The following is a 12,622-nucleotide window of genomic DNA, read 5'->3' as shown; positions in this document are numbered from 1 at the left end:
GGAACGGGGGAATATTGAACATGCGTGGAGTTTGGGGCGCGGTGGCAGCACTGGCGCTGATGGTCGGCGCCGCGCCGGTTTTGGCGCAACCTTTGGCCCCGCCGCCTGCACAAATGGGCAAGGTGGCGCTGACCTTTGACGATTTGCCGGGATTGAGCCTGTTCAACGATCAGGCGTGGCTGGATTACATCAACCGCACCTTGCTGCGCGGATTGCGGCGCAATCATATGCCCGCCATCGGCTTTGTGAACGAATCCAAGCTGGACGATGCGGTGCGCGCACGCCAGATCACCAATCTGAAACTGTGGCTGGATGCGGGCAAGGATCTGGGCAACCACACGTTCAGCCATGAATCGCCCAATGATCTGGGCGCGGCGGGCTATATCGCCGACATCGCCAAGGGCGAGCCGGTGACGCGCGAATTGCTGGCCGCACGGGGCAAGAAGCTGGACTGGTTCCGCCACCCCTATCTGGAAACCGGCGCGCCCGAGGCGGTCAAGCACGCGATCAACACATGGCTGGGCCAGCATGGCTATCGTATCGCGCCGGTCACGATCGACGCCGATGACTGGATGTTTGCCGAACCCTATGAGGACGCGCTGGCCCGCCATGACGAGGCGCGGCGGCTGCGCGTGCGCAAGCAATATCTCGATTATACCGAACGCGCGATCAGTTGGTATCAAAAGGCCTCGGACGCGCTGTTCGGGCGCCAGATCGCCTTTGTCATGCTGCTCCACGATACGCGGCTCAATGCCGACAGCATCGACGAGTTGGGCGCGATCCTGAAGCGGCGGCGGCTCAAACCCGTCACGATTGAGGCGGCGATGAGCGATCCGGCCTATAAGACCCGCGATCCCTATGTCGGCAAAGACGGGATCGAGTGGATGGAGCGCTGGTCCTATGCGCTGAAAAAGGGCCTGCCGTGGGCGACTTGGCAAGATGCGCCCAAGCAGATCGAAGACGAATACAACAAGCTGGAAAACGACCAGCACAAGAATTGAGGAAAAGGCGGCGGCACCCCATGCCGCCGCCTTTCTGTTTAAGCCTTGTCGAGCATCTTGCCCGCACTGAGCTTTACAAATTCGGCCACCTGCCCCTGCATCATCTTCATCAGGGCGGGCACCTCAAGACTGCCGCTCAGCCGGTCCTCCTCGATGGTCAGCGACACCGGGATGCGCGAGCCGAGCGCGGTAATCGTCATGTTCAGCACATAATCGCCCGCCCATTCCGAGGCGAGATTGCCCCCGCCCGGAATATGCGCGGCCAGCTTGGGCAGGCCCACCTCGATGCGGCGCTTGGCCTCGGCGCGACCAAGGCTGTGGGGGATCGAGATGTCCATCAGAATTCGTCCTCGGCAAAGGCCATCAGCGCGCCCTTGCCCGCCTTGATGGCCAGGAAATGGGTGGTCGCCTGCGGCAGGATCTTTTCAAAGAAGAAGGTCGCGGTCTTGATCTTGGTTTCGTAAAACGCCTTGTCCTCGGTGCCGAAGAACAGTTGCAGGCCCGCGATCTTGGTGGCTTTGGCAAAGCAATAGGCCATGCCGACAAGGCCGAGCAGGCGCAGATAGTCGCTGGCCGCAGCCCCCGCCTCTTCGGGGTCCTTCAACCCCTTTTCGGCAATCGTCGCGGTGGAAAGCTGCAGCGCGCCAAAGGCCTTTTCCAGCCCCTCGATCATCTTCTGCATCGGGCCTTCGCCCTTGTTTTCCTCGATAAAGGCCGAGACGGGGTGAAAGAAGCTGCGCAGCAGGCGGCCCATATGCGCGCCCATCTTGCGCCCGACCAGATCGAGCGCCTGAATGCCGTTGGTGCCTTCATAGATCATGGCGATGCGCGCATCGCGCTGATACTGCTCGACCCCGCTTTCGTGGATATAACCGTGGCCACCATAGACCTGCACCGCCAGGCTGGCGCTGTCATGACCCAGATCGGTGAAGAGCGCTTTCACCACCGGCGTCATCAGCGCGACGAAATCCTCGGCCCGCTGGCGCACCTCGGGGTCGGCGGCGTGGCGTTCGGCATCCAGCCCGCGCGCCACCCATGCGCCCAGCGCCCGGCAGCCCTCATTATAGGCCCGCATGGTCAGCAGGTTTTTGCGCACATCGGGGTGGACGATGATCGGGTCCGCCGCCTTGTCCGGGTATTTCGCGCCCGAGAGGCTGCGCCCCTGCAAGCGGTCCTTGGCATACCACACCGCCGACTGATAGGCCGCCTCGCCAATGCCAAGGCCCTGAATGCCCACGCCCACGCGCTCGGCATTCATCATCGTGAACATCGCCTCAAGGCCCCGATGCGGCTCGCCCACCAGCCAGCCGATGGCATCGTCGAACTGCATCTGACAGGTGGCCGATGCCTTGATGCCCATCTTGTGCTCGATCCCGCTGGCGCGTACGCCATTGCGCGCGCCCGGATTGCCGTCGGCATCGGGCAGGAACTTGGGCACGAGGAACAGGCTGATCCCCTTCACCCCCTTGGGCGCATCGGGCAGACGCGCCAGCACCAGATGGATGATGTTGCTGGTCAGATCTTGCTCGCCCGCCGAAATGAAGATCTTCGAGCCGGTCAGCTTATAGCTGCCATCGCCCACCGGCTCGGCCTTGGTGCGCAGCAGGCCCAGATCAGTCCCGCAATGAGGCTCGGTCAGGTTCATCGTGCCCGACCATTCACCGCTGATCATCTTGGGCAGATAGGCCGCCTTCAACTCCTCGCTGGCATAGGCGTTCAGCGCCGTCACCGCGCCCGCCGTCAGGCCGGGATAGAGGCTGAAGGAGACATTGGTGGCGCAGATCATCTCCTCGACCAGCTTGCCCACCGCCTCGGGCAGGCCCTGTCCGCCATATTCGACCGGCATGACAAGGCCGCCCCAGCCGCCCTGCACGAACTGGTCATAGGCTTCCTTGAAGCCCTTGGGCGTGCGCACCACGCCATTTTCGTATTGGCAGCCCTCGCTGTCGCCCGAAAGGTTGATCGGCAGCAGCACATCCTGACAGATTTTGGCCGCTTCCTCCAAAACCGCATCGGTCAGATCCTGGGTAAACTCCTCATGGACCGAGAGCCCGCCAAAGCCGTCATCCTGATGCAACTCGTTGAGCACAAAGCGCATATCGCGCAAGGGGGCGGTATAAACCTGCATAAAACCTCTCCTGTTGTCCCGGCGTCAATTGCGCAGCGGCTTGCCGGTGGTCAGCATATGCTCCACCCGCGCCTGCGTGCGGCTATCGCGCACCAGCGTCATGAATTCGCGCAGCTCCAGCGCCAATAGCTGCTCTTCGGTCACAGTATCGACCACATCGGCGTCCCCCCCGGTCAAAACGGTAGCCAGCTTGTCGGCCACCACCTCGTCATAGGGCGTCGCAAGACCCCGCGCGCGGAAACCCTTGACCGCCAGCTCCAGCGCCGTCTTGCCGCTGGCGCCGGGCAGGCGGAATACCGGCGGCGTGGGCGGGGTGTAACCCTCCACCATCGAGAGCGCCCGCGCCTTGGCATCCGCCAGCAACCGGTCGCGGTTCATGGTGATGCCGTCGCCGGGGCGCAGATAGCCGATCTCCTTGGCATTGGCCGCCGATTTGGCGACCGTTGCGGTCGAAATCGTCTCGAACGCCTTGGCCACAGGTGGCATTGGTCCCTTGGGCGCCTTGGGGCTTTCGGCGGCGCGGACCATCAATTCGCCGCATCCGCCCCAGCCGGGGATCAGCCCCACGCCGCATTCGACAAGGCCGATATAGGTTTCGGCATGGGCCTGCACCGCATCGGCATTGAGGCAGATTTCACACCCGCCCCCCAGCGCCATGCCAAAGGGCGCGGAGACCACCGGGAAGGGGGCATATTTCAGCGCCTTATACGCCTTCTGTCCGCCCGCGACCAGTTTCTCCACCTCGCCCCATGCGGCGATGTTGATGGCAAAGATGGCAAGGCCGAGGTTCGCGCCGGCCGAGAAATTCGAGCCTTCATTATAGACCACCAGCGCCTTGTACTGCTCGGTCACCAGCGGAATCGCCCTCTCGATCAGCTTCATCACCTCGCCATCGAGCGCGTTCATCTTGCCGGTGAACTCCAGCGCCACCACGCCGTCGCCAATATCCCACAGCGCCGCCGAAGCGGTTTTCAACAACGGTTTCGAGGCCGCCTTGATATCCTCCAGCAGCAGCACGCCTTCGGGCCGGGCAATCGCGTGATATGCGCCATCCGCGCCCAGATATTGGCGCTGCCCTTCCTCGACACGATAAAACGGGCGGCCATCGGCCAGCGTCAGGATCGCGGGAACCTCGCGCCCCCCGGCCTGCAGGCGGGCGACGAAATCGGCGCCCCCGATCCGGTCGATCAGCTCAAACGGGCCATATTTCCAGTTATAGCCCAGCTTCATCGCCGTATCGATGGCCAGGATATCATCCGATGCCTCACCAATCAGCCCCGCCGCATAGGCCAGTGTCGGCCCCAGCACGGCCCAAGCATAGGCGCCCACCACGCCCGGCGCGGAAATCAGCGCGCGCAGGTCCTTCTGCGCCGCCGAAGGGATCGACACCGGCTTGGCCGCCTTGGTGTATTCCCCGGTGTTCAGGTTGATCGCTTCCTTGACCTTCCCGGCTTCCTTGTTGATCCGGTAAAAGCCCCCCTTGCCCTTGCGCCCGGTATAGCCGTCCGCAATCATTTTCAGGATCAGCGGATGGTCATGGGCAATCGCCTGATACGGGTCGTTGGCGGGCAGAGTGCTGGTCAGGCTGGCCTTGAGATAGGGCATGAGATCAATGCCCACCAGATCGACCAGACCGAAGATCCCGGTCTTGGGCACGCCCATCGGTTTGCCGCCGATGGCATCGGCATCCTCAACGCTGACGCCCAATTCAAAGGCCGCATTGATCGCCGCCTGAAGCCAGTATGTGCCCACGCGATTAGCAAGGAAACCCGGCGTGTCCTTGGCCCGCACCACACTCTTGCCCATCGCGCGGTCGGCAAAATCGGACACGCGGGCGACCAGTTCGGGATCGCTCTTGGGCCCGGCCACAACTTCGAGCAGGCGCATATAGCGCGGCGGGTTGAAGAAATGGGTGATGAGGAAATCGCGGGCGAAGGCCTCGCTGCGCCCCTCGATTAGGCGTTCGAGCGGGATTGTCGAGGTGTTCGACGACACCGCCGTTCCGGGCCGCCGCACGCTTTCCAGCTTTTCATACAGCGCGTGCTTCAGCTCGATCTTCTCGACAATCGCCTCGATCACCCAGTCGCATTCGGCAACCCGGCCCAGATCGTCGTCAATATTGCCCGCCTCGACCAGCTTCGCCGCCGCCTTGCTCATAAAGGCCGCCGGTTCGGCTTTTTTCAGCCGCTCAATCGCGCCCGCCGCAACGGAATTGCGGTCCGCAGCATCGCGCACAATATCCAGCAGCAGCACCGGCACGCCCGCATTGGCCGCCTGCGCGGCAATACCGGCGCCCATGGTTCCGGCGCCGATCACACAGAGCTTTTTCATCAGATGGCCTCCAGAACCGTAGCGATCCCCTGCCCGCCGCCGATGCATTGCGTGGCCAGCGCATAGCGGCCCCCGGTGCGCTTCAACAGGCTGGCCGCCTTGCCGACGATGCGCGCGCCGGTTGCGCCCAGCGGGTGGCCGATGGCAATCGCGCCGCCATCGATGTTGACCTTGGAAACGTCCAGACCCAGCTCGCCGATGCAGGCAAGGCTCTGACTGGCAAAGGCTTCGTTGAGTTCGATCACATCAAGATCGCCCACCGAAATCCCCGCGCGGGCCAGCGCCTTGCGGCTGGATTCGACCGGGCCCATGCCCATGATTTCGGGCGCGCATCCGCTGATCGCCACCGACTTGATCCGCGCCAGCATCGGCAGGCCATTGGCCACGGCAAATTCCTCGCTGCACACCAGCACGGCGGCGGCGCCATCGGTCAGCGGGCTGGCGGTGCCCGCCGTCACGCTGCCGGTTGCGCTGAACGCAGGCTTCAGGGCCGCCAGAGCCTCGGCCGTGGTGCCGGGGCGCGGGGTGCCATCGGCATCGACGCCGCCCACGGGCACGATTTCATCGGAGAGCAGGCCCGCCGCGATGGCCTCGCCCGCCTTGCGCTGGCTTTCGACGGCAAAGGCTTCCTGCGCCTCGCGGCTGATGCCGAATTTGGCCGCCACGTTTTCAGCCGTATCGCCCATGCCCAGATAGGCCGCGCTCTTTTTCGCCAGCGCCGGATTGGGCATCGGATTAAAGCCCATCATCGGCACGCGGCTCATCGATTCAACGCCTGCGGCAATGAACACTTCGCCGGCACCTAGCTGGATCTGGCCCGCAGCATAATGGATCGCGCTCATCGAGGAGCCGCAGAAACGGTTGACCGTCATGCCCCCAACCGAAAGCGGCAAATCGGCAATCAGGCCGATCAGGCGGGCAATGTTGAAGCCCTGCTCACCCTCGGGAAAGGCGCAGCCGACAATCAGATCCTCAAGCGCGGCGGCATCCACCCCGGTCCGTGCGATCAATCCGCGCACCACATCGGCGGCCAGATCATCAGGACGCACACGGGCCAGAGCACCCCTGCCCGCCAGATGGAAAGGAGAACGGGCATAGCCCGCGATCACCACATTACGCATCGCACATCCTCTTTTTGTCGAATTATTTGGCCGGGACTGTAGCACGGGAATCGCGCCCCGCACCCTTCTGCACTAATGGTGCCGAACTTTCCCTATACGTCAACCAATTTTTGAGGCATACACTGATTCGCCGCAAGGACCAGAGTGCAGCAAAGCACCTAAGCGCCTGCGGTTCCGCGCAATTGGGGTTTTCCCCAATGCGCCGATCAGGAGAAGGAGCCGAAAGGATGATTGCCCTGTTAGGGATATTGGCGGCCGCCGCCGTGCCATCCGCCCAGGATGCGCTGGGCCGGTGGCAGACCGAAACGAAGCATGGCGTGGTGGAAATTGCCGCCTGCGGGCCATCGATCTGCGGGCGACTGGTGGAATCCGATGCGCTGCGCACCAATCCGCAATTGCGCGACACCAAGAACAAGGATGCCGCCCAGCGCGACCGGATGCTCAAGGGCCTGACGATCCTTCAGGGGTTTCATGCCAAGGGCGGCGAATGGGCGGGCGGCACGATCTATAATGGCGATGACGGCGGCACCTATCAGGCCACGCTGACCATGATCGACCATGACACGCTCAAGGTAAAGGGTTGCATCGTCTGGCCTTTGTGCAAGAGCCAGACCTGGAAGCGCTTGCGCTGACCGCAACAATCCCATGAAGGGGAGGCAAAATATGACTTCGGTTCGCAAATTTTCACGTGCCGCCAAGGTTTCCGCGCTGCTGCTGGGTCTGATCCCGGCGCAGGCGATGGCCAGCGGTTTCTATATCGTCGAACAAAGCCCCAAGGCCACGGGCCGCGCCTATTCGGGCGAAGTGGCCGATACCGGCCCTGAATCCCTGTGGTGGAACCCGGCCGCGATTGCCGGGCAAAAGGGCCTCGCCATCCATGCCGGGGCCAGCGCGATCCTGCCCGCGGCCAAGATGAACAACGCCAACACGATCATCGTGCGCCCCGGACAGGCGCCCGCGCCCGTGGGCGGCGATCAGGTGAGCAGCAACCCCATTGAAAACGGCGTCGTGCCCACCGGTGCGATCTCCTATGGCCTGACCGACAAGGTGGCGCTGGGCCTGGCCATCACCGCGCCGTATAATTTCACCACCGATTACGCCACGACGAGCTGGGCGCGCTATTCGGCGCTGCGCACCTCACTGCTGACCATCGACATCCAGCCCGGCATCGCCATCGAAGTGCTGCCCGGCTTGCGTATCGGGGCGGCGGCCAATATCGAATATGCCAAGGCCGAACTGGGCAATGCCCTGCCCAACCTCTCGCCGCTGCTGGCCGACGGGTCGCAGAAACTGTCGGGCAACGGCTGGGACATGGGCTGGTCGGCCGGTTTCCAGCTTCAGCGCGGCCCGGTAAGTATCGCCGCCAGCTATAAGTCCTCGATCAAGCACACGCTCAACGGGTCGGTGACGGTCGCGGGCCTGCTGGGGCCGCTGGCGGCCAACAATGGCACGGTCAACACCTCGGCCAGTTTCAGCACGCCGTGGCAGGCGATCTTCGGCGTCCGTTACGCCGTGACCCCGGCCATCACGCTGAACGCGCAGGCCACCGCCAGCGGATGGTCCAAGTTTGACGCAATCCGTCTGGCCGCGCCGTATAATACCGCCATCCCCGAAAATTACCGCGACAGCTGGAGCTATGCGGTGGGCGTGGATGTGGCCGTTTCGCCGCGCTGGACGCTGCGCAGCGGCGTGGCGCGCGATCTGACCCCGGTGCGTAACACCGAGCGCGATGCGCGTGTGCCCGACACCAACCGCTGGGTCTTTGCCATGGGGGCCACGCATCAGATGTCGAAGCGTTTCGCCGTCGATGTCGGCGTCAATTATCTGACGCTGGACAGCGGGCCGATCAACCGCACCACGGCGGCCTATGTCGGCACCGCCGCGCAAACGCCGATCCTGATGAACGGCACGGTCAATTCGGCGCATGTGTTCATCTTCGCGCTGGGCGGCCGATTTACCCTCTGACGCATAAATAACGATAAAATAACGGAAAGGGCGAGCGATGATTGCAACGGATGATGCCAAGACCTTTGGGCAGGAAGGGTGGATGCCGCAGGAGCGGCTGATCACCGATCTGCTGGACAAGGCGGTCGAGCATCATGCCGAAAGAATCGCGCTCGACTTTCTGGGCCGCACATGGACCTATGGCGAGGTTGGGCGTCTGGCCGACCGGGCGGCGCGCGGGCTTTACGCGCTGGGCCTGCGCAAGGGGGATCGCTTTGCGCTGTGCCTGCCCAACACGCCTTATTTTGTGGTGATGTATTTTGCCGCGCTCAAAATCGGGGCGGTGATCGTCAATCTGAACCCGATGTATACCCCGCGTGAGATGGATCACCTGATCCGCGATTCCGGCGCGCGGATGATCGCGGTGCCCGATGTGGCCAGCATCTATGCCAAGGTGCGCGAGGTCGGCCCGGCGGCGGGCATTGAAAAGATCGTGATGTGTCCGCTCGCCCCCATCCTGCCCACGCTGCAGTCCTTGGGCTGGCGGGTGCTGAAACGGCGCGAACATGCGCGCTATTCCGAGGACGATCTGCATATCGGCTTCTTCCGCCTGATCGAGCGCAAGGGCGATTTGCCCGCCATCGAGCGTCATCCCCATGATCTGGCCGTGCTGCAATATACCGGCGGCACCACCGGCACGCCCAAGGGCGCGATGCTCAGCCATGCCAATCTGACCGCCAATTCGGCGCAAATGCTGGCCCATCTGGGCCATGCGATGAGCGAGCAAGAGCGCGTGCTGGGCGTGCTTCCGATGTTCCATGTCTTTGCGCTGACCACGGTGCTGAACTTTTCCATCGAGATCGCGGCGGAAATCGTGCTGCTGGCCCGGTTTGACCTCAAACAGATGCTGGGCACGATCAAGCGGACGCGGCCCACGATCATCTTTGGCGTGCCCACGATCTGGGTGGCGATGAACAATGAGGTGGCGCCGGGCGAGGCGCCCGATCTGTCGCATCTGTCGGCCTGCGTTTCGGGCGGGGCGCCGCTGCCGCTGGATGTGCGCCAGGCGTTTGAAAAGCTGACGGGCGCGATCATCACCGAGGGCTATGGCCTGTCGGAGGCTTCGCCCATCATCACCTGCAACCCGATCAACGGACGGATCAAGGACAACAGCTGCGGCCCGGCCTTTCCCGCCACGGTGATCGAGATCCGCAACCCGGAAAGTGGCGAAATCCTGTCCATGGGCGAGCGCGGCGAGGTCTGCGCGCGCGGGCCTCAAGTGATGAAGGGTTATTGGAACCGGCCTGAGGACACCGAAAAAACCTTTGTCGATGGCGCGCTGCGCACCGGCGACATCGGCTATCTGGATGACGAAGGCTATCTGTTCCTCGTTGACCGGATGAAGGATGTGATCCTGTGCGGAGGCTTCAATGTCTATCCCCGCGTGATTGAGGATGCCGCCTATCACCACCCGGCGGTGGAGGAAGCCATCGCCATCGGCATCCCCGACGCCTATCGCGGACAAAGCCCCAAGCTGTTCATCAAGCTGCACGCCGGGATGACGGCCACGCCGCAGGAATTACTGGCCTTCCTTGGCGACTATCTCAACAAGATCGAGATCCCCAAGGAGATCGAGATCCGCGACCATCTGCCGCGCACGCTGGTGGGCAAATTGTCGAAAAAGGAACTGGTGGAGGAGGAGCGCCGCAAACGCGAGGGTCAGCCCTGATATCCTTTGGCCTTCTGGCCCCTTGCGAAAAGCGCAACATTTTGGTCGAATAGGCCGATGGGGGATAGTGAGATGGACGCGAAACTGGAGGAGACCGGGCTGGAGGACACTGGCAAAAACCGCGACCTGATGGGGATTCAGGAGGTCGCCGGGATGCTGGGCGTCACCCACCGCACCTTGCGCTTTTACGAGGACAAGGGCCTGATCGAGCCGCGACGGGTGGGCAACACGCGCATCTATGCAAGGCGCGAGGTGGCGCGGATGCAATTGATCCTGCGCGGCAAAAGGCTGGGCTTCACCATCCGCGAGATCAGCGAGTTCCTTGACCTTTATGATGCCGACCCGGAGCATGTCGAGCAATCCAAGCTGCTGCTGCGCCGCATCCGCGAAAGGCTGAAACTGTTGGCGCGGCAAAGGGCGGCGATTGATGAAACCGTGGGCGAGCTGAAAAAGCTGGAAGCTGAAACGCTGGCCGAGATCGCGGCGGCGGGCGGGTAAAGGCTTGCCGGGGGCGGATCGCGCCCCTATCTCCTGCGCCTATATTGCAACGCAGCAGGAGCCGACCATGAGTGACACCGCCAATTGGGCCGAAAACCACATCGCCTTGGTGACGGGGGCTACCTCGGGCTTTGGCCGGGCGGTGGCGCTGCGGTTGCTGGCGGGCGGGGCGCGGGTGATCGCCACCGGGCGCCGCCGCGAGCGGCTGAATGAACTGGCCGCGCAGGCGAATACCGACCGCCTGCTGACCATCGAGCTGGACGTAACGGAAAAGGACTGCGGTGAGAAACTGCTGGCCGCCCTGCCCGAGAATTTTGCCGGGATCGACATCCTGTTCAACAATGCCGGTCTCGCGCTGGGTCTGGGGCCGGCGCATACCGCCGATCTGGACGAATGGGAAACCATGATCGAAACCAATGTGACGGGCGTTGTGCGCATTGCCCATGCGGTGCTGCCCGGCATGGTGGCGCGCGGGCGCGGCCATGTCATCAATGTGGCCAGCATTGCAGCCACCTATCCCTATCCGGGCGGCAATGTCTATGGCGGCACCAAGGCCTTTGTGCGCCAGTTCTCACTGGGCCTGCGCGCCGATCTGCTGGGCACGCCGGTCAAGGTCACCTCGCTGGAGCCGGGCGCCTGCGAGACAGAGTTCTCACAGGTCCGCTTTGGCGGCGACAAGGACAAGGCCGCCGCCGTCTATCAGGGCATGAAGCCGCTCTCGGCCGATGATGTGGCCCAGACGGTCGAGGCGGTATTGCGCCTGCCCGAACATTTGAACGTCAATTCGATCGAGATCATGCCCGTGGCGCAGGCCTTTTCGCCGCTGGCCATGGCGCGCAAGTAATGCGCACCACCTATCAGGATGCCTCGGTCCGCCTCTATCATCTGGATGGCGGACCGGAAGGCGGGGCGGCCACCACCCTGTTCTACGGCCCGCTGAGCGAAGCCATGCGCATCGCCGAACAGCAAAGCGCCGAGGTACAGGAAGGCCTGTTCATCGCCACCGACAATGACGTGGTGGCCTTCCTGGACCTGTTCGAGGGCTATTAGGCCAGAATAGATTTACCCTGCGTGGTGGTCTTGGCCGCCATTTCCTCAGGCGTCGGCGGGGTCGGGATCAGCAGTCCGCGCTGAACCGCAGGCCGCGCGCCGATATCGCCCATCCAGCGCGCGATATTGGGCAGGCCATCCAGCGTCACCCCGGCCCAGTCATGCCCGCGCACCCATGGGAAGCAGGCGATGTCGGCGATCGAATAGTCGCCCGCCAGATAATCACACCCCTCCAACGCCGCATCCAGCACGCCCAGCAGGCGGCGGCTTTCGCGCGTATAGCGATCAATCACCGAGGGCAGCTTTTCCGGGAAATAGCGGTTGAACACCGTCGCCTGCCCCATCATCGGGCCGAGGCCGGAAACCTGCCACATCACCCATTGGATCGCTCGGCTGCGCCCCTGCACGTCGGCGGGGATGAAACGGCCGAATTTCTCGGCCAGATAGAGCAGGATCGCGCCCGATTCGAACACGGCGAAACCATCGTCGACCAGCGCGGGGATCTTGCCATTGGGGTTGATCGCCAGAAATTCCGGCGTCTTCTGCTCCTGATTGGTCAGCGAAATCGGGGTGACCTTATAGGGTACGCCCAGCTCCTCAAGCAGGATCGTGACTTTCCAGCCATTGGGCGTTTCGGAGGTAAAGAGTTCGAGCATCGCGGCATCCCTTATCCTTTGCTGCGCGCAACAAACACGCCCCCGCCCCCGCAACAAGGCCAGCGCCCCCGCTATCATTGGCGATGACAGTTTCGCAGGGGACAGTTTCGCCGAACGGGATCGTCCGCGCCGCCATCCTGTTACTCTTGCTGATAGTATTCGTT

The 12,622-nt window shown here is 63.2% G+C and carries 12 protein-coding genes; 7 read left to right on the top strand and 5 right to left on the bottom strand.

The genetic code is table 11. The features are described from left to right. The first annotated feature begins 20 nt into the window (after positions 1-20). A complete protein-coding gene (locus FHW92_RS15665) occupies positions 21-1,001 on the top strand; it encodes a polysaccharide deacetylase family protein (RefSeq protein WP_168604220.1) in 981 nt (326 codons plus the stop codon). Positions 1,002-1,039: 38 nt separating this feature from the next. Here the strand turns inward: FHW92_RS15665 and FHW92_RS15660 are convergent, their stop codons facing one another. The 4 genes from FHW92_RS15660 to FHW92_RS15645 are packed head-to-tail and all read right to left on the bottom strand — an operon-like array spanning position 1,040 to position 6,581. Continuing rightward, positions 1,040-1,339, bottom strand: coding sequence for a polyhydroxyalkanoic acid system family protein (locus tag FHW92_RS15660; protein ID WP_168604219.1), 300 nt, complete (start codon positions 1,337-1,339; stop codon positions 1,040-1,042). Next, entirely contained in the window at positions 1,339-3,129 is a 1,791-nt protein-coding gene (locus FHW92_RS15655; RefSeq protein WP_168604218.1) for an acyl-CoA dehydrogenase C-terminal domain-containing protein, read from the bottom strand. The genes FHW92_RS15660 and FHW92_RS15655 overlap by 1 nt, the downstream gene beginning before the upstream one ends. 24 nt (positions 3,130-3,153) lie before the next feature. Then, positions 3,154-5,460, bottom strand: a complete 2,307-nt coding sequence (locus FHW92_RS15650; protein WP_168604217.1) for a 3-hydroxyacyl-CoA dehydrogenase/enoyl-CoA hydratase family protein — start codon at positions 5,458-5,460, stop codon at positions 3,154-3,156. Continuing rightward, the gene (locus FHW92_RS15645) at positions 5,460-6,581 is read right to left on the bottom strand and encodes a thiolase family protein (protein WP_168604216.1); all 1,122 of its coding nucleotides are present in this window, start codon (positions 6,579-6,581) and stop codon (positions 5,460-5,462) included. Before FHW92_RS15645 ends, FHW92_RS15650 begins: the two co-directional genes overlap by 1 nt. Before the next feature lie 227 nt (positions 6,582-6,808). Between FHW92_RS15645 and FHW92_RS15640 the strand changes: the two genes are divergently transcribed. From FHW92_RS15640 to FHW92_RS15615, 6 genes are all read left to right on the top strand, one after another. Beyond that, positions 6,809-7,213: a DUF2147 domain-containing protein gene (locus FHW92_RS15640; RefSeq protein WP_168604215.1), complete on the top strand. Its 405-nt coding sequence runs from the start codon at positions 6,809-6,811 to the stop codon at positions 7,211-7,213. Positions 7,214-7,244: 31 nt separating this feature from the next. Continuing rightward, entirely contained in the window at positions 7,245-8,546 is a 1,302-nt protein-coding gene (locus tag FHW92_RS15635) for a porin (protein ID WP_168604214.1), read from the top strand. A 37-nt stretch (positions 8,547-8,583) separates the two neighbouring features. After that, positions 8,584-10,254, top strand: a complete 1,671-nt coding sequence (locus tag FHW92_RS15630; RefSeq protein ID WP_246870192.1) for a long-chain fatty acid--CoA ligase — start codon at positions 8,584-8,586, stop codon at positions 10,252-10,254. Between the two features lie 72 nt (positions 10,255-10,326). Then, positions 10,327-10,752 carry a MerR family transcriptional regulator gene (locus FHW92_RS15625; RefSeq protein ID WP_172249313.1) on the top strand — a complete coding sequence of 142 codons (426 nt, stop codon included), beginning with the start codon at positions 10,327-10,329 and terminating at the stop codon, positions 10,750-10,752. 67 nt (positions 10,753-10,819) lie between these two features. Further along, the gene (locus FHW92_RS15620; protein ID WP_168604212.1) at positions 10,820-11,596 is read left to right on the top strand and encodes an SDR family NAD(P)-dependent oxidoreductase; all 777 of its coding nucleotides are present in this window, start codon (positions 10,820-10,822) and stop codon (positions 11,594-11,596) included. Beyond that, a complete protein-coding gene (locus FHW92_RS15615; protein ID WP_168604211.1) occupies positions 11,596-11,802 on the top strand; it encodes a hypothetical protein in 207 nt (68 codons plus the stop codon). The genes FHW92_RS15620 and FHW92_RS15615 overlap by 1 nt, the downstream gene beginning before the upstream one ends. On the opposite strand, the gene FHW92_RS15610 is transcribed toward FHW92_RS15615, so the two are convergent. Further along, the gene (locus FHW92_RS15610; protein WP_168604210.1) at positions 11,799-12,458 is read right to left on the bottom strand and encodes a glutathione S-transferase N-terminal domain-containing protein; all 660 of its coding nucleotides are present in this window, start codon (positions 12,456-12,458) and stop codon (positions 11,799-11,801) included. The genes FHW92_RS15615 and FHW92_RS15610 overlap by 4 nt on opposite strands. Between the last annotated feature and the right edge of the window lie 164 nt (positions 12,459-12,622).

The sequence above is a fragment of the Novosphingobium sp. SG707 genome (assembly GCF_012275515.1).
Lineage (GTDB): Bacteria > Pseudomonadota > Alphaproteobacteria > Sphingomonadales > Sphingomonadaceae > Novosphingobium.
The sequence above is the reverse complement of the archived record's forward strand: the minus strand, read 5'-3'. Positions and strand labels throughout refer to the sequence as shown.

Bases quoted from the DNA above. Each gene is read 5' to 3' on its own strand.
- FHW92_RS15635 (WP_168604214.1), top strand. From the start codon at position 7,245: ATGACTTCGGTTCGCAAATTTTCACGTGCCGCCAAGGTTTCCGCGCTG.
- FHW92_RS15645 (WP_168604216.1), bottom strand. From the start codon at position 6,581: ATGCGTAATGTGGTGATCGCGGGCTATGCCCGTTCTCCTTTCCATCTG.
- FHW92_RS15625 (WP_172249313.1), top strand. From the start codon at position 10,327: ATGGACGCGAAACTGGAGGAGACCGGGCTGGAGGACACTGGCAAAAAC.
- FHW92_RS15630 (WP_246870192.1), top strand. From the start codon at position 8,584: ATGATTGCAACGGATGATGCCAAGACCTTTGGGCAGGAAGGGTGGATG.
- FHW92_RS15615 (WP_168604211.1), top strand. From the start codon at position 11,596: ATGCGCACCACCTATCAGGATGCCTCGGTCCGCCTCTATCATCTGGAT.
- FHW92_RS15655 (WP_168604218.1), bottom strand. From the start codon at position 3,129: ATGCAGGTTTATACCGCCCCCTTGCGCGATATGCGCTTTGTGCTCAAC.
- FHW92_RS15620 (WP_168604212.1), top strand. From the start codon at position 10,820: ATGAGTGACACCGCCAATTGGGCCGAAAACCACATCGCCTTGGTGACG.
- FHW92_RS15665 (WP_168604220.1), top strand. From the start codon at position 21: ATGCGTGGAGTTTGGGGCGCGGTGGCAGCACTGGCGCTGATGGTCGGC.
- FHW92_RS15640 (WP_168604215.1), top strand. From the start codon at position 6,809: ATGATTGCCCTGTTAGGGATATTGGCGGCCGCCGCCGTGCCATCCGCC.
- FHW92_RS15650 (WP_168604217.1), bottom strand. From the start codon at position 5,460: ATGAAAAAGCTCTGTGTGATCGGCGCCGGAACCATGGGCGCCGGTATT.
- FHW92_RS15660 (WP_168604219.1), bottom strand. From the start codon at position 1,339: ATGGACATCTCGATCCCCCACAGCCTTGGTCGCGCCGAGGCCAAGCGC.
- FHW92_RS15610 (WP_168604210.1), bottom strand. From the start codon at position 12,458: ATGCTCGAACTCTTTACCTCCGAAACGCCCAATGGCTGGAAAGTCACG.